We start from the raw sequence: 18,668 nt of genomic DNA on the forward strand, positions 1-18,668 counted from the left end.
GGGCAACGGCCCGGCGCCGTTCAAGTCAGGCAACCACCAATATCGCCATAAAGTAAACTTTTTGTAACCTGTGATGAAACCGTAACAGCCCTGCCTAAGTTGATGTTACACTAGGGCAGTTATCCACAGCCCCCTGACCGGACTAAAGGGCCGGCTAACACGAGGAGCAGTACAATGAAGATCGAGAAAATCCGCTTCGACAACGTGCGCTACAACCCCGAATTCGGTGCGTTCGAGACGCTGGTGAAAATCCACGATCGGGGTCAGGTCTACTCCTACCCCGCACAGGTTGCGGCGCCGCTTCATGCAGAGATGGGGTTGATCGTTCGCAGCCTCGCCCAGACCGCCAGTCGCGCGCACACAGCGAAAGGCGGATCGGCGAAAGGTGCAACGCGCCTTCATCACGCCGCACCTCTCAAATCCGTGGTTGCGGATGCCAGTCAAAAATCCCTTCTTAGCCGTATCCTGGGCACTGCCGCCGCCTGAGATCACAGCGCCGGTTGACGGCGGTCAATGAAACCGGGAAGAACCATGGAACCCCGCAAGCAGGAGCGTCCCATGGCAAGTAATCCCGACAACCGCCTCATCGTCGCATTGGACGTGCCAAACGCGCTACAAGGATTAGAACTGGCTGAAAAGCTGGGTCCACAAGTGGGCTTTTACAAAATCGGCCTTGGAATGCTGACTGGCGGCGGACTTGCGCTGGCCAATGAGCTTAAGGTCGAGCACGGCAAGCGAATTTTCTTGGACATGAAGCTGTTTGACATCGGCGCCACGGTCGAAGCTGCCGTGCGCGGCTTGGGGCAGTTTGATCTGGATTTCCTCACTGTTCACGGCGATCCGCACGTTGTGCGCGCCGCCCGTGAAGGCGCATCCGGCAAGGAGATGAAAATCCTCGCTGTAACGATCCTGACATCGCTCGACCGCTCGGACCTGGATGCAGGCTTGCTGGTTCCGGGCGATATCACCGATCTGGTCAGCACCCGTGCCGCGCGCGCGTTTGATGCAGGCGCGCACGGCGTCATAGCCTCCCCCCAAGAAGCCGCTATGATCCGCGCGCTGCCTGAAGCAGAAGGGAAACTTATCGTCACCCCCGGCGTTCGCCCCGCTGGCAGCGCCTTGGGCGATCAAAAACGGGTCGCGACCCCCGCCAGCGCCGTTGCAGCCGGTGCAGACCATATCGTGGTTGGCCGCCCGATCTGGGCATCTCGGGATCCTGCCGCAGCCGCCGCTGACATCCTTGCCAGCCTGCCGTAGATTGGCGCCGCCCTACCAAAAGGTCGCCTTCGGCGAGGATATTTGAAGCAAGAAGAAATACAGGGGCCATTTCTTTTTGCCAAAAATATCCTGGGGGATCGTTGGAAGCCCCGCAGGGGATTTCAACGTGGGGGCAAAGCCCCCTTTGCCAACGGCGTTGATCAGCGCGGCGTTACCGTCAGCGCCTGATCGCGAAAGGCGCGGGTGGTCAGGACGAGTGTTCCGATAGCTTCCATCTTGGCGAGCGCTGCGTCGAACTCGGCCGCGGAAATGTCTCCGCCTGACAAAAGGTGGCGCGCGGCAAAGTCGACCTCGGCGACACCCGTCGCACCCTCCATCGGGGCAATCTGAAAACTGGCGCGAAGCCATATTCCGTCCATGACGGTGCGCAAATGAAACGCGATGCGGGGCGCGATCTGTTCCCCGACCAAGGGGCGCAGCGCGCTCATCAGGTTGCTGCGCATCCGCGCATGAACAACCGTCTGGATGCGCTGGCTTTGCTTGTTATGCGGCACGTCCGAGCAGAGCGATATCCAGGCGTGACAAATCTCCTGCTGAAAGACCGGCGCGGCGAAATTGCCGACGATAATCGCATAAAGCCGCTCCAGCGGCGTTTCGGCGTGGTGCAGCAATTCGGTGACGCAATCGCGCAGAACGGTGTTCGCGGTGCGCTGCACCCCCTCGAACAGCGCGTCCTTGTCTTTGAAGTGGTGCAGCACCACGCCCTTTGAGACGCCGGCAATCTTGGCCACGCGGTCAAGCGTGGTGCCACGGATCCCATGCAGGACCAACGCATCAAATGCGGCCTGCGACAGTTCTGCCCGTCTGATGTCCCGTATGGATCGCCGTGCCATGACTCGCTACCCAGATGAGGGTTTAGCTTATCTTGAGGTCCGAGGACCCACAAGATTTACCTTTTGACTATAAAACTGACCGTTGGTAAGTATCGCAGACCACCGGCAAGGAAAGGGATATTCATGCAGGCCGATTTCGTCATCATCGGATCAGGATCGGCCGGTTCGGCCATGGCGTACCGTCTGTCCGAGGATGGAAAGCACAGCGTTCTGGTGCTGGAATACGGCGGCAGCGATGCTGGCCCGTTCATTCAGATGCCCGCCGCGCTCAGCTATCCGATGAACATGAAGCGCTATGACTGGGGCTACACCACCCAGCCCGAGCCGCATCTGAACAATCGCCGTCTGGCCGCGCCGCGCGGCAAAGTCATCGGCGGCTCGTCGTCGATCAACGGGATGGTCTATGTGCGCGGCCATGCCTGCGATTTTGATCACTGGCAGGATAGCGGCGCCACTGGCTGGGGTTTTGCAAACGTGCTGCCCTATTACAAACGCATGGAGAGTTGGACCGATGGCGGCCATGGCGGCGATCCCGAGTGGCGCGGCACGGATGGGCCGCTGCATGTCACACGGGGACCGAGGCATAACCCGCTGTTCGAGACATTCGTGCAGGCCGGACGTCAGGCCGGGTATGAATTCACCGAAGATTACAACGGCGAAAAGCAAGAGGGCTTTGGCCCGATGGAGCAGACCGTTTACAAGGGCCGCCGCTGGTCCGCCGCCAATGCCTATCTGCGCCCCGCGCTGAAGCGTCCGAATTGCGATCTGCTGCGCTGCTATGTGCGCCGCGTCATCATCGAGGATGGCCGCGCAACCGGGGTCGAGATCGAGCGCGGCGGCAAGATCCAGATCGTGACCGCAAACCGCGAGGTGATTCTGGCCGCCTCCGCCTTCAATTCGCCCAAGATCCTGATGCTGTCGGGCATTGGCCCGGCGGCGCATCTGGCCGAGCATGGCATTGATGTGGTCGCGGACCGCCCCGGCGTCGGTGGCAATTTGCAGGATCATCTGGAGCTGTATATCCAGCAGGCCTGCACGCAGCCGATCACGTTGTTCAAACACTGGAATATCTGGTCCAAGGGGATGATCGGCGCGCAATGGCTGTTCGGCAAAACCGGCCTTGGCGCGTCGAACCAGTTTGAAAGCGCGGCCTTCCTGCGGTCGAAACCGGGCGTCGAATATCCCGATATCCAGTATCATTTCCTGCCGATGGCCGTGCGCTATGACGGGCAGGCCGCCGCCGAGGGGCACGGGTTTCAGGCGCATGTCGGCCCGATGCGATCCGCCTCACGCGGGCGTGTCAGTCTGGCCTCAAACGATCCGATGGCCGCGCCGGAAATCGCCTTCAACTACATGTCCCATGACAGCGACTGGGAGGATTTCCGCCGCTGCATCCGTCTGACCCGCGAGATTTTTGGGCAGGCCGCCTTCGACCCCTATCGCGGTAAGGAAATTCAGCCGGGCGATGCGTTGCAAAGCGACGCGCAGCTGAATGACTTCATCGCCCAGCACGCCGAAAGCGCCTATCACCCCTGCGGCACCTGCAAGATGGGGGCGCAAGACGATCCCGCTGCCGTTGTCGACCCTGAATGCAAGGTGATCGGCGTGGACGGGCTGCGCGTTGCCGACAGCTCGATCTTTCCGCGCATCACCAATGGCAATCTGAACGGTCCCAGTATCATGGTCGGGGAAAAAGCGTCCGACATGATTCTGGGCCGTGACCCGCTGCCTGCATCAAATCAGCGGCCATGGGTCCACCCCGCGTGGCGGGACACGATCAAGGCCGCAGTGCCCGCCTGACGCGTGTTCGCGGTCACCCGAGGGGCGGATTTCATCAAAACGCGCGCCACATTTCATATGTGGCGCGCGTTTCAGTTCACCGATATGCTTGCAGCATGCCGACAGCGTTTCAGCTTTTGCCGCCCTTTGGGGCGCCGCGCGGTTTGCCAAACGGCTTACCGGCAGGTTTGCCGCCCGGTTTGGCATAGGGCTTGCCAGCCGGTTTTCCAGCGGCACCGCCGGGTTTGCTGCTGTACCCCTCGCCCGCCTTCGCGGCGGCGCGGGCGCGGTTTTTCTTGCTGGAGGGTTTTCCGACCGGGGTTGTATCCTTGGTGTAGCTGCCCGGCTTGCCCTTGAATTTGGGCTTTGCCGCCGCGTCTGTCACGGCGCCGTCGCGCGTAAAGTCAGGCTTTGGGCCCTTGGCGAAACGGGGCTTGCCCGGCGCGGTGGTCGGCGCGGATTTGGGCTTTTTCGTGCGCGGTGCGGGCGCGTCGTCGTATTGCACCGGTGCAGTGCTTTTCGGCGCCGGTTTGGCCTGTTCGCGTTGCGGCAGGATCGCGGGCAGATCGTCCAGCTGGCTGGCTGGCGGCGGGCCTTTGCGGGCGGGTTTCTTCCACTCGGGCTTTGGCCCGCTTGGCGCGGGTCTGCCGCCCGGCTTGCTATCCGCGCGCTGCGCGATGGCGGGCGGCTGCGACAGTTCGGTGACGGTCGCGCCATCCTCGACGCGCATATTCTCGCCAATCGACGCTTTGAAGCCGGCGGCGGCAGGCTTGCGCAGTTCCACATAGCTCTCTTTATCACCGATGCGGATCGCGCCGATATCGTCGCGGGTGATCCCGCCGGCCTTGCACAGCATCGGCAGCAGGCGGCGCGGCTCGGCGCCCTTGTCACGCCCGCCGGACACGGAGAACCAGACCGACGGGCCGAAGGCCGCGCGCGGGGCTGGTTTTTCGCCCGGATCACCCAGATCCTCGGGCGCCGAATGGCGGCTGTGATACTGGCGCAGATAGGCGGCGGCGATCTGTTCGGGCGTGAACCGCTCGATCAGCTTGGCGATGGCGGGCGCCTCACTTTCGGTGATCGCCTCCGACCACGCCTCGTCATTCATCATGCGCTCTTCGTCCTTGGCCGACACTTCGTCAGCCGAAGGCGCTGGCCCCCATTCGGCGCGCAGTTTTGCCCAGTTCAGGATGCGCTCGGCCTTCTTGCGGGCTACGGGGGGCACGATCAGAACGCTGACGCCCTTGCGACCCGCGCGGCCTGTGCGGCCCGAACGGTGCAGCAGCGTCTCGTGACTGCCGGGCAGTTCGGCATGCACCACCAGATCGAGGTTGGGCAGGTCGATGCCGCGCGCGGCTACATCGGTCGCCACGCAAACACGGGCGCGCCCGTCGCGCATCGCTTGCAGCGCGTGGGTGCGTTCCGATTGCGTCAACTCGCCCGACAGCGCGACGACGGCAAAGCCGCGATTTGACAGGCGCGTGGTCAGGCGGGCGACCATGGCGCGCGTGTTGCAGAACACGATGGCGTTGGGCGATTCGTAATAGCGCAGCACGTTGATGATGGCGTTTTCGCCGTCGCGGGGCGACACATTCATCGCGCGGTATTCAATATCGGCGTGCTGGCCTGCTTCGGCATTTGCCGTGCTGACGCGCACGGCGTCCTTTTGATACCCCTGCGCCAGCTTGGCGATGGCGGCGGGGACGGTGGCGGAAAACAGCAGCGTCTGGCGGTCATCCGGTGCCTCGCCCAGAATGAACTCCAGATCCTCGCGGAATCCCAGATCCAGCATTTCGTCCGCTTCATCAAGGATCACGGCGCGCAAGGCGCTCAGATTGATCGAGCCGCGCATGATGTGATCGCGCAGGCGCCCCGGCGTGGCGACGACGATATGCGCGCCCCGTGCCAGCGCGCGCCGCTCGTCGCGCATGTCCATGCCGCCGACGCAGGACGCCAGCACCGCACTCGCCCCGGCGTAAAGCCATGTCAGCTCGCGCTTGACCTGCAAGGCCAGCTCACGCGTGGGCGCGATGACCAGCGCAAGCGGCGCGCCGGCGCCGTCGAACTTTTCATCATCGCCCAGCAGGGTCGGCGCGATCGCCAGGCCAAAGCCCAGCGTCTTGCCCGATCCGGTCTGGGCGGACACCAGCATATCAACGCCGGTAAGGTCAGGATTCGTCACCGCCTCCTGAACAGGGGTGAGCGTGGTGTAACCACGGGCGGCAATGGCATCGGCAAGTGCTGTTTTCACGGGATCTGATTTTTCTGCTGTTTCAAGGGCGCGCGCAGAGGCAGCGGGCGCAAGCTGCCGCCTCTACACCTTACGGGCCGCGATGTATAGGGTCAGCGGGCCGGCACCTGCGCCCCCGTCTCGGCCAGGACTAGATCCAGATGATACAGGATCATGTCGATCCCTTCGGCGTCGATGGTCAGCGGCGGGCGGATTTTCAGGATATTGTCGTCCGGCCCCTCGCGTCCGATCAGGATGCGATGCGCGCGCAAACGGTTCATCACATAGGCCGCGATATCGGTGGCCGGGCTGCGCGCGCGGCGGTTTTTCACCAGCTCGACCCCCACGAACAGGCCCATGCCGCGCACGTCGCCAATCGCCTCGTGCCTTGCCATCAGCGTCTTTAGCCCAGCCATCAGGCGGGCGCCCATGGCGGCGGCATTTTGCGCCAGCCCCTCGTCATCGACGATATCCAGCACCGTCTTGCCCACGCGGCAAGACAGCGTAGAGCCGCCGAAGGTCGAGAAAAACTCGGGCCCTTGCGCGAACGCTTCGGCGATCTGCGGGGTTGTGACCACCACGCCCAAGGGGTGGCCGTTGCCGATGGGCTTGCCCAGCACGACCATGTCGGGGGATACGTCCATCGCCTGAAACGCGAAATAATGCTGGCCCAGCCGGCCCAGCCCGGTCTGCACCTCATCGGCAATGCAAACGCCGCCGGCGGCGCGGATACGCTTGTACACCTGCTTCAGGTAGCCCGGCGGCGGGATGATCTGGCCGCCAACCGACGGGAAGGTTTCCGCGATGAAGCCGGCCAAGGCATGACCCCGTTTTTGCAGCGTCTTGATCGCCACCTGCACTTGGGCGGCATATAGCCCGCCAGCCTGCGGATTGTCGCGGCGGTGCGGGCCACGATAATCATCGGGCAGATCCACCAGCGCCACGTGATCGGGCCGGCCGATGCCGCCGTTGGCATTGAATTTATAGGCCGAAATGTCGATCGCGCCGGTGGTGTTGCCATGATAGCCGTGATCGGGCGTGACGATGCCGCGCCCGCCGGTGGCCGCGCGGGCAAGGCGCAGGGCCAACTCGTTCGCCTCGCTGCCCGAGTTGACGAAATAGCAAACCGACAGGTGCGGCGGCATTTTCGACAGGATCTTTTCGGCAAACGCCGCTTGAGCGGGGTGCAGATAGCGGGTGTTCGAGTTCATGCGCAGCAGCTGATCGGCCACGACCGCCTGAATGCGCGGATGCGCGTGGCCGACATGTGGCACGTTGTTATAGGCGTCCAGATATGGCCGCCCCCAATCGTCAAACAGGTGATGCCGCCAGCCGCGCAACAGCATGACCGGATCGCTGTAGCTCAGCTTCAGGTTGCCGCCGAAATGCTGCTGGCGCATCTCCAGCACCGCCGCCTTGTCCGGGGGCGTATAGGCGACATTGGCATCGGCCAAATTCATCAGCGCGGCGGGGTTCGGGCAGATGGCGCGCCACAGGTCCGCGTCGTCCGGGTCGGCAACGCCGGGCCAGTCGGTGCCCATGCCTGCCAGCGTCAGCGCCAGTTGAAAATGCAGATGCGGCGCCCAGCCGCCATTGCAGGTATCATCGCCCAGCGCGGCAAACGCCTCGCCCGCTGCCAGTGCCTGACCTTCGCGCAGGTGGGCAAAGCTGGCCGGATCCAGATGACCATAAAGCGTGTGAAACGTGTCGCCCTCGGGTGTGACATGGGCAAGGATCACCATGCCGCCGTAATCCAGCGGCGTGTCGCGCTTTTCGGTGAAATGCACCGTTGCGGACAGCGGCGTGCAAACGGCGCGGCCGGCGGGCGCAAATACGTCAATGCCCAGATGCACGGTGCGCCGGTTCGATGCCTTCCACTGCCCCTTGCGGAACGCGGGCGCAGTGTAGATCAGGCGCGGTTCGCCGTAGTAGCCCAGCCATGTCTGCTCGGGGTCAAAGAGGTCTGCGCCGATCATCGCCGCCTCGCGCCGGCCCAAATGGAACGGATCGCGCGGCACCGCGCAAGCCTCGACCGACAGCGCGCCCATGGGCGCGGCGGCCAGATCGCCCTCCATCACCGGGGCAAAGCTGCCGCGCGCCGTATCCAGCCACGCCATCACGCGGGCCGCCGCGTCATCAATGGGCAGCCCGCACACCGCGCGCAGGCGGTAGGCCAGCAGATCACCGTCCGGTTGCGGCCCCTCAAGGAACCGCCAGCTGGGCGCCTGCGAAATGGTCACATAAGGATCATCGGGGTTTTCCTGCGCCATCAGGGTCGAATTCACCACGCTCACCGCCAGCCGCATGCGCAGCAGCGGCAGCAGCATGTCCAGCTCGGCCCCTGTCAGCGGGTTGGTCCGGTGATAGCCGCGCACCAGCGCCTCCAGCGCCGCCTCGGGCGCGGGGTGGTCCAGCACGACATACGCCGCCGCGATTGCCAGATCGCAGATGCGCGGGGCGGCGCACATATCGCCCATGTCAATCAGGCCCGACACAGCGGCGCGCGCGCCCTCCAGCGACACCAGTATATTGTAGTCATTTACGTCATTATGGATCGCCTGCACCGGCAGCGCCGCCAGTCCGGGCGCCAGCGCCTGAAACTGCGCGATGATCTGGCGCAAAATCTCCTGACGCCCAGGTTCTGGCACCGCGGCGACATGGCCTGTGATCCAGCCGGCCTGCATAAGGTTCCATTTCAGATCGCGGCCCAGATCGGGGTGCGTGTAGTCCTTCATCGCCAGCGCAAGCGCACCGACCTGCGCGCCCAGATCCTCGATCAGCTCAGCGGAATGGGGCCGAAAATCGGCATAGCAGCCCCCCGCCAGTGCCTCCTGCACCCAGCACAGGCGCGGCTGGCCATCGGCATCACTGGCCGTGACAACATACGCCCCGTCCAGCGCCGCAATCGGGCGCGGCAGGGGCAAATCGGCGGCGGACAGCGCATGTGCCAGCGCGCCAACCTGCATATCAACGAAAGACGCATCACATTCGGGGCGCATCACCTTGAGGATATAGTCGCCCCGGCCTGCGACGGCGCGAAAGTTCAGATCGTATTCCCCGTCAAGCTGGGTCAGCCGCGCGTCAATATTCCACTCGGCCTTTAGCAACTGCTGCCATTGGTTCGTCATGTCATCCCCCCGGTCATTCGCAACCTTGATGTAAAATGCGGGGCTGAATGACAAGCGCTATCGACCTAGAGCAGTTGCATCACGCCCCAACCGGCCAGCAGAAGCACGGCAATGCCCAGAACCAGCCAGCCTTTGGGGATTTGCAGATGCGCGATCCGCGTGCCGACAAACTGCGCCAGAATGGCCATGCCGAAATACCGCAGCCCGCGCGACAGGGCGATCGCCGCGATGAAGGTCAGCGGGTTCCCCCCCACGGTTCCGGCACCCAGCGTGGCCAGTTGCATCGGCACAGGCGAAAACGACACCAGGAAAATCGTCCAGAAAAATCCTCCTCCGGACAGATCGTTGGATATTTTCTGAAAATTATCCTCCAGCCCCAGCGCGCCCAGCGCCGGATGCACAATCGGATCGGCCAACAGCAGGCCGACCCCGTAAAACAAGGTTGCGCCGACAATGCACCCCACCCAGATGGCCAGCGCGATTTTCAGCGCACGGCGCGGGTGGCCCACCATCAGCGGCACAACGATTGTCTCAAGCGGGATGGGCACCACCGTGCTTTCGGCAAAGGACAGCGCAGCCAGCCCGCCCGTGCTGCGCGACAGGCGTGCGGTCCAGCCGTCGGTCTTGGCCTGCTGGCCCGCTTCGCTGCCCGAATTGGGCCGGTCTTCGGTTGTCTGGGTCTGAGTCATGCCTGCAAACGCCGCAGACGATGCGAAGTTCCAGAGCGGGCGCCCCTGCCAGTCGCCGCGATGTAAAACATTCGGCCAGCCGTTAACTGGTTTTTCAGCAACAGATGCCTAACTTGGACCTATAACGGAACCTTTGACCCTTGCCGCCGGTTTGAAACTCAACGCGCCATGAGGGCGCAAGCCGGGCCGGGCAACCGCGCCAACGCTGAGCGTGAGGCATTTGATATGATGAGCATGATCGAAACAGACACTGTCGCGGCCAATCTTCAGCGCGCCTATCGCGAGGCCGCGCCTCAAAAACTACCCCCTCAGATGGAGGAGTTGCTGCGCAAACTGAGCGCGCAGGACGAGGATGATCGCTAGACGCGTGCGCACCCCATCTGTACCTGACATGATTGACAGCAGTGCCAGCCTTGATGTCGGCAGGGGGATATATGTGCGCAGAGCAGCCGAACCGTCATGTAACCAAGGCGTCGTCCGGATCAACCAATCCGGACGACGTCGAGGTGCTATTGACCGCCGAGGAAGTATACCCGGCGATGGAGCGTGCGTTTCTGTCAGCCCAGTCAGAGATATCAGCAGGATACCGGGTCTTTGACCTCAGCACCAAATTGCGCAGCGAAGAAGGGCGTGCGATTGGGCAAGATTGGTTCGATCTGATCACGCATGTGCTGAAGAAGGGCGTCAAGATGACGTTCGTCCTGTCAGACTTCGATCCCGTCCTGGCGCCCGAACTGCATTATGCGTCGTGGAAATCGCGCCGCGCGTTCGTGAACGCGCGCGAGCTTGCCGGGCCGCAGGCGCGTTTGACCGTGACCAATGCCACCCACTCGGCCCGCGTCGGCATTGCGCCGCGCCTGCTGCTGTGGCCGCGTCTGGTAAAGGAAATCAACCAGACCGCCAGGCGCCTGAACGACGCCCCCGCCGCCGAACGCGCGCGAAGGTTGGAGTGCAGCCCGGCCTTGCGCCCGTTGCTTCGCCAGACCGGCGATGGCACGCTGTCCGCCCGGCGCTGGCCTGTTCCGCCGCTGGTCCCCGGCACGCATCATCAAAAGATATGCGTGATCGACCGGCATACAGCGTTTATCGGCGGCCTCGATCTGGACGAACGGCGCTACGACGACAAACGCCACCAGCGCGTGCGCAACGAGACGTGGCAGGACGTGCAACTGATGTGCCGGGGGCCGGTGGCCGACGATGTCCACCATCATCTGCATGAATTTCTGGAAATCGTCGCCGGACGCGCGGCCCCGACCGCCGAAGGGCGCCTTCTGCGGACGTTGTCGCGCAAGCGCAAGACCGACTGGCCGTTTCTGGGCCCCAAACCCGTGGTGCGCAGCATTGCAGACGATCACCTGCGCCTGATCGACAGGGCGCGGGGCCTGATATATCTGGAAACGCAATTCCTGCGCGACAGACCGCTTTGCCACCGGCTGGCCCGCGCCGCACGGTCGAACCCGCATCTGACGCTGATCGCGGTGGTTCCCGCCGCGCCCGAAACTGTGGCCTTTGATGGCAGCACCGGATCGGATGCGCGATATGGCGAGTTTCTTCAGGCGAAATGCGTTGCCATCTTGCGCGGCGCGTTTGGGGATCGGTTCACCATATGCGCGCCGGTGCGCCCCAAGGCGCTGAAGACGGATGGGCGCGATACGCTATGCGGATCGCCGATCATCTACGTCCACTCCAAGGTATCTGTCTTTGATTGTGACCGGGCAATCGTATCGTCGGCCAACCTCAATGGGCGGTCTTTGAATTGGGACACCGAGGCTGGTGTCATGTTGAGCGAAAAGGCGCATGTCACCCAGCTGCGCGACCGGATATTCCGTCACTGGCTCGGCCCCGATGCCGGGCCGGAGTTTTTTGACGCAACCACCGCAGCGGCCCTGTGGGCGGAGCGCGCGCGCCAAAATGCCGATGCCGCGCCTGATGCGCGGAAGGGGTTTCTGGTGCCCTATGATGTGCGACCAGCGCAGGAATTCGGCATGCGCCTGCCCGGCATCCCCGAAGCGATGGTCTAGCAAAACGGCCGCCGACCTAGATCAGCGCCCAGTATAGCGCCAGCAAAACCGCCGTTGGGACGATAAACCACAGGCCGATGCGGGCGAACCGCGCCTTGGGTGTTTTCGGCGTTCTTGGCAAAACCTCGGGCCTGCGCTGCGCGCCCGCATCACCGGGGCCGGCGCGCGTGTTATGCGGATCGTCTATACGTTGCGGATGGTCGGGCGCATCATCAGCGACGCGTCCGGCCCCGTCATTGGCGACGTCTTTGGTCATGGAAACACTCCTTTGCGGTTGTATTGATCTCAAGGATCGCTTTGAGGGATAACCCACCCACGCGCTGGATGTTCCACCAAGGCGCCGCCACGCGCCCAAGGCTTCCCCGCGCGCGCAAAAGCGGCTAACGTCGGGTAAAACCCGGCACAGACCGCATTTGAGGCGCGCGCATTTTGACACTCCGGACCCTTCCACTGCTCGCCGCACTGTTGCTGGCAGGTTGCGATGCGTCGCTTGCGGGCCGGGGCGAGCCTGACATCGTCGAAACACTGGCCGAAGCGCCGCCCGGCGCCGAACCCGGCACCTGCTGGGGCAAGGTGGTGACGCCTGCGGTCATCGAAACGGTGACCGAGCAGGTTTTGGTTCAGCCCGCCGGCGCCAAGGGCGACAGCACAATCGCCGCGCCCGGCATCTACCGGACCGAAACCCATCAGGCCATCATTGAGGAGCGCAAGGTGACGTGGTTTCAGACGCCCTGCCCGGCGGATTTGACCCCCGATTTCGTCAGCTCGCTGCAACGCGCGCTGGAGGCGCGCGATCTCTATCGCGGCCCGGTCAACGGCGAGATCGACGCTCGCACCCGCGCCGCCATCCGTAAATTTCAGAAACCGGACGGGCTGAACAGCGGCATCGTGTCAATGGCGTCGGCGCGCAAACTGGGTCTTGTCGCGGTGGACCTGCCCAAAGGCTAGGCCCACCGCATCCGGCGCAGTCAGGCAAAGGCGCGCGCGACGGCCACACCGGCGGTGGCCGACACCCCCGTCAGCAGGCTGCCCCACGTGAAATCAGTCGCAACCATGCGCCATGTCCAATCCTTGAGCGTTGCCAGATTGGTGAACTCATAGGTGCCGTAGGCCATCGCCCCGATCAGTACACCGGATCCGAATACCCACATCAACGATTTGCCCCCCTCCAGCGCGGGCCAGCTGACGAACCACAGCAGAACGCCAACATAGAACGCATAGAAAATCACCGCCGGGCCAAGGCGGGGACTGTCGGCCATGATGTCGCCGATATGCTGCTCGAACGTGGGCTTGATGATGTAGCTCAGGCCCAGATAATCGATCCCAAGGAACACGGCGAAGGTGACGATATAAAGGATGACAAGGGTCATGGGCGGCTCCTGCATGAGGTGTAATTCGTGAAACGGACCTTAGACAAGGCCGCCATCAATCAGGCGTTTGGCCATGGCGCCATAGGCGGCGGCGGCAGGCCCGTCGCCGGCGGCGATGGGCACGCCCGCATCCCCGGCCAGCCGCGTGTCCAGATCAATCGGCAACCCGCCAAGGAACGGCACGCCCAGCTTCTCCGCCTCGGCGGCAACACCGCCATGGCCGAAAATCTGCGCCTCGTGGCCACATTCGGGGCAGACATAGGTGGACATGTTTTCAATCATGCCAAGGATCGGTGTTTTCAGTGTGTTGAACATATCCATCGCCTTGCGCGCATCCAGCAGCGCCACGTCCTGCGGGGTCGAGACGATGATCGCGCCCGACGGTTCGGCCTTTTGGCACAGCGTCAGCTGCACGTCACCGGTGCCGGGCGGCAAATCGACGATCAGCACGTCCAGCTCGCCCCATTTCACCTGAGAAATCATCTGTTGCAGCGCGCCCATCAGCATGGGACCGCGCCAGATCACGGCCTTGGCCGGGTCCAGCATCAGACCGATCGACATCACCGTGACGCCATGGGCGTGCAGTGGCTCGATCGTTTTGCCGTCGGGGCTGGCAGGGCGCTTGGACAGGCCCATCATGCGCGGCTGGGAGGGGCCGTAAATGTCAGCGTCCAGCAGGCCCACACGCTTGCCCGCCCGCGCCAGCGCAACGGCGAGGTTCGAGGACACCGTGGATTTCCCGACGCCGCCCTTGCCCGAGCCGACTGCAATGATCGACTTGACGCTGGCCGGCTTCATCGACCCTTGCTGCGGCGTCGGATGACCGCCGATCTTGAGGCTGGGCGGCGCCGATTGCGGCGGCGGCGCGGGCGCCTTGGTCGACGGGCCATGGGCGGTCAGCGCCGCACTGACGCGGGCGACACCGGCCAGCGCCGAAACGGCCTGTTCGGCGGCGGCGCGCACGCCTTCGGACTGGCGCGCGATTTCGGGGCTGGGCGCCTCGATCACAAAGCGAACCTCGCCGCCCTCGACGCTGAGCGCGCGCACCCAGTCGCGCGACATCAGATCGCCCCCACCGGGAAGTTGAATGCGGGCCAGCTCGGCCTCGATCTCAGCGCGCGTGACAGTCATGTCGTCCCTTTCTCAGATGCCTTGGCCCATACGTGGCAGGTTTTGGTTGAAGGGCAAGTGTGATCCGGAAAAATCCAGTAAATCCGGGTGACTTTAGGTAAGTCTTACTTATGCATTTGCCGCATAGCAGCATTGCTCCGGTGTCCATTGTGCAACCGCAGCAAAGGCGTATGTAGACGGCAACAACATGAATGGGCCAGCCACCCGGCGCTTAGACGCGCAAGAGGCGCTGGACCCGCGCAAAATAGAGGAAGTCGATCATGAGCTATGCATCACACGCACAAACGTCACGCCCTACTGCGTTTCAGTCCGTTCTGTCGGTTCTTGGCGACGTCAAATCCCGTCTTGCCCAGCGCCGGTCGTACCGCCAGACCGTGAATGCGCTGTCGCAACTGTCCGAGCATGAGCTGGCCGACCTGGGCCTGAGCCGCTACTCGATCCACAGCGACGCGTGGCAGGCGGTCTACGGCACGCGCCAGAACGGTTAACAGAATTCGCCCGCCGCATCTGGCGGGCACACAAGTTCCGGATATCTTTTCTCCTCCCTGTAGGTATCCGGCGATTGCGGCGACCCCTCTCCTCCTCCCTGGGGGTCGCCGCTAACAGTCCCCGGTCGCCAAGACCGTCTGGGAGCATCCTTGGACATCGGTAATCGGACGTACAAAATCTGTGCGCAGCGCTTGTGGGCCTGCGGCGGATTTTTTAGCATTTTCAAGAAGATGAATGTGCCAGGCGGGACGCTTAATTGCCCGGAATATTCTGCATGTGACGTTCGCCGCGCGCCTCTGACAGGGCCATCTGTTTCTGGCGCTCGCGAAAGCGGGCCTTGTCAGCCTCGGTTGTTTCAGCTGTGCATTGATGGCAGGCAACGCCTTGCTCGTATTCGGCGCGCTGCATGTCGGCGGGCAGGATCGGGCGGCGGCAGGCATGGCACAGATGATGCGGCCCCTCCACCAGGCCATGGCCGACGGACACGCGACCATCAAAGACAAAGCAATCGCCCTGCCATGTGCTGGCCTCTTGCGGGATCTCTTCGAGGTATTTCAGGATCCCACCCTTGAGGTGATAGACATCCTCGACCCCCTGCCCCAGCAGATAGTTCGTCGATTTTTCGCAGCGGATGCCGCCGGTGCAGAACATCGCAATCCGTTTGTTATGGAAGCGATGCTTGTTCGCCTCCCACCAAGCGGGAAATTCACGAAAGCTGGCGGTTTCGGGATCGACGGCGCCCTGAAACGTGCCGATGGCGACCTCGTAATCGTTGCGCGTGTCGATCACGACAACGTCCGGCCGGGTGATCAGATCATTCCAATCAGCGGGCGCGACATAATGCCCCGCGCGGGCGCGCGGGTCGACATCGGGCTGGCCCATTGTGACAATCTCGCGCTTGAGCCGCACCTTGAGCCTGCCAAATGGCTGAATGCTGCTGGTGCTTTCCTTATGCTCCAGATCGGCGCAACCGGGCCACGCGCGCAGATGGGCCAGCACCGCGTCGATGCCCTTGCGGCTGCCGGCGATCGTGCCGTTGACCCCCTCATGCGCCAGAATAAGCGATCCGGTGATCCCCTCGGCGCGGCACAGGGCCAGCAGCGGGGGTTGCAACGCGGCAGGATCGCTGAGCGCGGTAAAGTGGTAAAGGGCGGCGATTGTATACATGCGGCGGCTTTTAATCCCAACGGGCGCGCCCGGCAAGAGGCCCATTGTTGACGCGCCGCGCGCGCGCCCCTACCCATTGGCAAGGCTTGGATGGAGGTAGACATGACCGAAGCGCTGATCGTGATCGACATGCAGAACGATTTTTGCCCCGGCGGCGCGCTGGGGGTGCCAGAGGGCGATTCGCTGGTCGCGGCAATCAACGCGCGCATGGCTGATTTCGGTGCCGTCGTGGTCACGCAGGATTGGCACCCTGCCGGGCACGCCTCCTTTGCGTCCAGCCATCCGGGGGCCAAGCCGATGGATGTCATGGAAATGCCCTATGGGCCGCAGATCCTGTGGCCTGACCATTGCGTTCAGGGCAGCGCGGGCGCGCGGCTTCATGCGGATCTGAACGCGGACCGGGCCGATATGATTCTGCGCAAGGGATACAACCCTGCGCTCGACAGTTACTCGGCGTTTTTTGAGAATGACCACCGGACGCCCACCGGACTGCACGGATATTTGCAGACACGCGGCATTACCGAAATAACGCTGGTCGGGCTGGCGCTGGATTTTTGCGTCAACTTTTCGGCGGTCGATGCGGCGCAGCTGGGCTATGATGTGCGGGTTGAGGCGGCACTGTGCCGCGGGATTGACGCGCACGGGTCGATGGATGCCGCGCTGGCCGGGATGCGCGCGGCGGGCGTCACGCTGGTTTAGGCCAGACCCGGCGCAGCCAAATGGCCAGAATGGCCGCAGCGACGGCGCCCAGCGCATCGGCCAGCAGATCGGCCCATTCCGCGCCCCGCCCGACGAAGGGCTGGATGACCTCAACCGCGCCCCCGAAGGCCGTCACCCCAAGGATAACAGCCCAGGCGCGGCGGGGGTAAACCCAGCATAGCGGCAGCGCCAGCGCGCCGAAGCCGATGAAATGATACAGTTTGTCTGGGCTGGGCCGGGGCGGCATCGGCGCTTGGGGCGTCAGCGTCAGGATGCACAGAACCGCCGCCAGCAGGGCGGTCGCCGCCCACGCCCAGGGCACGGCGCGGTGAAGTGTCGGCGGAAGGTGCATCAAACAAAGCTCCGAAGTGCATGGCGGCCAGGTGCCCTCTTCTGCCCGCCGCGCGCCGCTATTGCAACACAGCCGCCGCGGCCCTCGCCAAATCGGCAGCGGGACGGTATATGAAGGCGCAAATCGCCACCCCGAGCAGCCGCGAAAGGCACCCTTTATGACGCGCAAAATCTTTGGCACCGACGGCATTCGCGGAACGGCCAACACATACCCCATGACCGCCGATATGGCGCTGCGGGTCGGGGCGGCGGCGGGGCGGCATTTTCGGCAGGACGGGCTGAACGGCCACCGGGTCGTCATCGGCAAGGATACGCGCCGTTCTGGCTATATGCTGGAAAATGCACTGACTGCCGGGCTGGCCTCGACCGGGATGAACGTGCTGCTGCTGGGGCCGGTGCCGACGCCTGCCGTGGCGTTTCTGACGCGGTCGATGCGGGCCGATCTGGGCATCATGATTTCGGCCAGCCACAATCCGCATCACGACAACGGGATCAAGTTCTTCGGCCCGGACGGGTTCAAGCTGGATGATGCGTCCGAGGCCGAGATCGAGCGTATCGTGTCCGGCGATATTCCGCCGGCCAAGCCCATCAACATTGGCCGCGCCAAGCGGATTGAACACGGTCAGGGCCGGTATGTGGAATATGCCAAAACGACCATTCCGCGCGCGACCCGCCTGACCGGCCTCAAGATCGTGGTCGATTGCGCCAATGGCGCCGCCTACAAGGCCGCGCCCGAAGTTCTGTGGGAACTGGGCGCAGACGTCATCCCCCTGGGCGTGTCGCCCGACGGCTACAATATCAACCTTGGATGCGGCTCGACCTCGCCGCAGGCGGCGGCGGACGCGGTGCGCAGCCACGGCGCCGATCTGGGAATCTGCCTGGATGGCGATGCCGACCGGATCGTGCTGATTGACGAGATGGGCCGTATTGTGGACGGCGACCAGATCATGGCGCTGTTTGCGCGGCTGTGGTCCGAGGCGGGCACGCTGACCGGCGGCGCATTGGTCGCGACCGTGATGTCCAATCTGGGGCTGGAGCGGTATATTGAGGGGCTGGGCCTGACGCTGGAACGCACCAAGGTGGGCGACCGGCATGTGGTGGCACGGATGCGCGAGGGCGGCTTCAACCTGGGCGGCGAACAGTCCGGCCATATCGTGATGAGCGATTATGCCACTACCGGCGACGGGCTGATTGCGGGGCTGCAATTTCTCGCTGCCATGGTGCATAGCGGTCAGCCAGCCAGCACGCTGCTGCACAGTTTTGACGCGGTCCCGCAGCTTTTGGTGAACGTCGCGCTGCGCGCTGGCACCGCGCCGCTGCAAGACAGCGCCGTGCAGGATATCATCACCGCGCAGGAAAAGCGTTTGGCCGACAAAGGCCGCCTTCTGATCCGCCCCTCGGGGACCGAACCCTTGATCCGCGTCATGGCCGAATGCGAGGATGAGGCGCTGCTGCATGATGTCGTCGATACAATCGCAGATGCCGTGCGCAGCACCGGCTAAG

At 63.6% G+C, this 18,668-nt stretch carries 18 protein-coding genes; 9 read left to right on the forward strand and 9 right to left on the reverse strand.

Annotated features, from left to right (window positions below; all coding sequences use genetic code 11):
* Positions 1-174 precede the first annotated feature (174 nt).
* Both DQ230_RS08230 and pyrF read left to right on the forward strand, forming a co-directional pair.
* The gene (locus DQ230_RS08230) at positions 175-486 is read left to right on the forward strand and encodes a hypothetical protein (RefSeq protein ID WP_113912110.1); all 312 of its coding nucleotides are present in this window, start codon (positions 175-177) and stop codon (positions 484-486) included.
* 72 nt (positions 487-558) lie between these two features.
* A complete protein-coding gene (gene pyrF / locus DQ230_RS08235) occupies positions 559-1,257 on the forward strand; it encodes an orotidine-5'-phosphate decarboxylase (protein WP_113912111.1) in 699 nt (232 codons plus the stop codon).
* 161 nt (positions 1,258-1,418) lie between these two features.
* Here pyrF and betI read toward each other — a convergent pair whose 3' ends face one another.
* Positions 1,419-2,111: a transcriptional regulator BetI gene (gene betI / locus DQ230_RS08240; protein WP_113912112.1), complete on the reverse strand. Its 693-nt coding sequence runs from the start codon at positions 2,109-2,111 to the stop codon at positions 1,419-1,421.
* Positions 2,112-2,234: 123 nt separating this feature from the next.
* On the opposite strand from betI, the gene betA reads away from it, so the two are divergent.
* Positions 2,235-3,911, forward strand: coding sequence for a choline dehydrogenase (betA, locus tag DQ230_RS08245; protein WP_113912113.1), 1,677 nt, complete (start codon positions 2,235-2,237; stop codon positions 3,909-3,911).
* 109 nt (positions 3,912-4,020) lie between these two features.
* Here the strand turns inward: betA and DQ230_RS08250 are convergent, their stop codons facing one another.
* The 3 genes from DQ230_RS08250 to DQ230_RS08260 form a co-directional block, all read right to left on the reverse strand.
* Positions 4,021-6,141: a DEAD/DEAH box helicase gene (locus DQ230_RS08250; protein ID WP_113912114.1), complete on the reverse strand. Its 2,121-nt coding sequence runs from the start codon at positions 6,139-6,141 to the stop codon at positions 4,021-4,023.
* Between the two features lie 92 nt (positions 6,142-6,233).
* Positions 6,234-9,248, reverse strand: coding sequence for an aminotransferase class III-fold pyridoxal phosphate-dependent enzyme (locus tag DQ230_RS08255; RefSeq protein WP_113912115.1), 3,015 nt, complete (start codon positions 9,246-9,248; stop codon positions 6,234-6,236).
* Positions 9,249-9,313: 65 nt separating this feature from the next.
* Entirely contained in the window at positions 9,314-9,937 is a 624-nt protein-coding gene (locus tag DQ230_RS08260) for a YqaA family protein (protein ID WP_238987462.1), read from the reverse strand.
* A 168-nt stretch (positions 9,938-10,105) separates the two neighbouring features.
* On the opposite strand from DQ230_RS08260, the gene DQ230_RS08265 reads away from it, so the two are divergent.
* Both DQ230_RS08265 and DQ230_RS08270 read left to right on the forward strand, forming a co-directional pair.
* The gene (locus tag DQ230_RS08265; RefSeq protein WP_113912116.1) at positions 10,106-10,300 is read left to right on the forward strand and encodes a hypothetical protein; all 195 of its coding nucleotides are present in this window, start codon (positions 10,106-10,108) and stop codon (positions 10,298-10,300) included.
* 71 nt (positions 10,301-10,371) lie between these two features.
* The gene (locus DQ230_RS08270; protein ID WP_113912117.1) at positions 10,372-11,958 is read left to right on the forward strand and encodes a phospholipase D-like domain-containing protein; all 1,587 of its coding nucleotides are present in this window, start codon (positions 10,372-10,374) and stop codon (positions 11,956-11,958) included.
* 16 nt (positions 11,959-11,974) lie between these two features.
* Here DQ230_RS08270 and DQ230_RS08275 read toward each other — a convergent pair whose 3' ends face one another.
* The gene (locus tag DQ230_RS08275) at positions 11,975-12,214 is read right to left on the reverse strand and encodes a hypothetical protein (protein WP_113912118.1); all 240 of its coding nucleotides are present in this window, start codon (positions 12,212-12,214) and stop codon (positions 11,975-11,977) included.
* Between the two features lie 173 nt (positions 12,215-12,387).
* Between DQ230_RS08275 and DQ230_RS08280 the strand changes: the two genes are divergently transcribed.
* A complete protein-coding gene (locus DQ230_RS08280) occupies positions 12,388-12,906 on the forward strand; it encodes a peptidoglycan-binding domain-containing protein (RefSeq protein ID WP_113912119.1) in 519 nt (172 codons plus the stop codon).
* A 20-nt stretch (positions 12,907-12,926) separates the two neighbouring features.
* Here DQ230_RS08280 and DQ230_RS08285 read toward each other — a convergent pair whose 3' ends face one another.
* Together DQ230_RS08285 and DQ230_RS08290 are read right to left on the reverse strand one after the other, a co-directional pair.
* A complete protein-coding gene (locus DQ230_RS08285; RefSeq protein ID WP_113912120.1) occupies positions 12,927-13,328 on the reverse strand; it encodes a DUF2177 family protein in 402 nt (133 codons plus the stop codon).
* A 39-nt stretch (positions 13,329-13,367) separates the two neighbouring features.
* Positions 13,368-14,459 carry an Mrp/NBP35 family ATP-binding protein gene (locus tag DQ230_RS08290; RefSeq protein WP_113912121.1) on the reverse strand — a complete coding sequence of 364 codons (1,092 nt, stop codon included), beginning with the start codon at positions 14,457-14,459 and terminating at the stop codon, positions 13,368-13,370.
* A gap of 260 nt (positions 14,460-14,719) precedes the next feature.
* Between DQ230_RS08290 and DQ230_RS08295 the strand changes: the two genes are divergently transcribed.
* On the forward strand, positions 14,720-14,947 hold the full coding sequence (locus tag DQ230_RS08295) for a DUF1127 domain-containing protein (protein ID WP_113912122.1): 228 nt from the start codon (positions 14,720-14,722) through the stop codon (positions 14,945-14,947).
* A gap of 253 nt (positions 14,948-15,200) precedes the next feature.
* Here the strand turns inward: DQ230_RS08295 and trhO are convergent, their stop codons facing one another.
* On the reverse strand, positions 15,201-16,115 hold the full coding sequence (trhO, locus tag DQ230_RS08300; protein WP_113912123.1) for an oxygen-dependent tRNA uridine(34) hydroxylase TrhO: 915 nt from the start codon (positions 16,113-16,115) through the stop codon (positions 15,201-15,203).
* A 102-nt stretch (positions 16,116-16,217) separates the two neighbouring features.
* On the opposite strand from trhO, the gene pncA reads away from it, so the two are divergent.
* Complete coding sequence (pncA, locus tag DQ230_RS08305; protein ID WP_113912124.1) at positions 16,218-16,814, forward strand: bifunctional nicotinamidase/pyrazinamidase; 597 nt, start codon at positions 16,218-16,220, stop codon at positions 16,812-16,814.
* On the opposite strand, the gene DQ230_RS17080 is transcribed toward pncA, so the two are convergent.
* Positions 16,801-17,166, reverse strand: coding sequence for a VanZ family protein (locus tag DQ230_RS17080; protein WP_162497400.1), 366 nt, complete (start codon positions 17,164-17,166; stop codon positions 16,801-16,803). The genes pncA and DQ230_RS17080 overlap by 14 nt on opposite strands.
* Positions 17,167-17,323: 157 nt before the next feature.
* Here DQ230_RS17080 and glmM point away from each other — a divergent pair, with 157 nt between their 5' ends.
* The gene (gene glmM, locus DQ230_RS08315; RefSeq protein WP_113912126.1) at positions 17,324-18,667 is read left to right on the forward strand and encodes a phosphoglucosamine mutase; all 1,344 of its coding nucleotides are present in this window, start codon (positions 17,324-17,326) and stop codon (positions 18,665-18,667) included.
* The last annotated feature ends 1 nt before the right edge of the window (position 18,668 follow it).

It is taken from the genome of Roseovarius dicentrarchi (genome assembly GCF_003316635.1).
Lineage (GTDB): Bacteria > Pseudomonadota > Alphaproteobacteria > Rhodobacterales > Rhodobacteraceae > Roseovarius > Roseovarius dicentrarchi.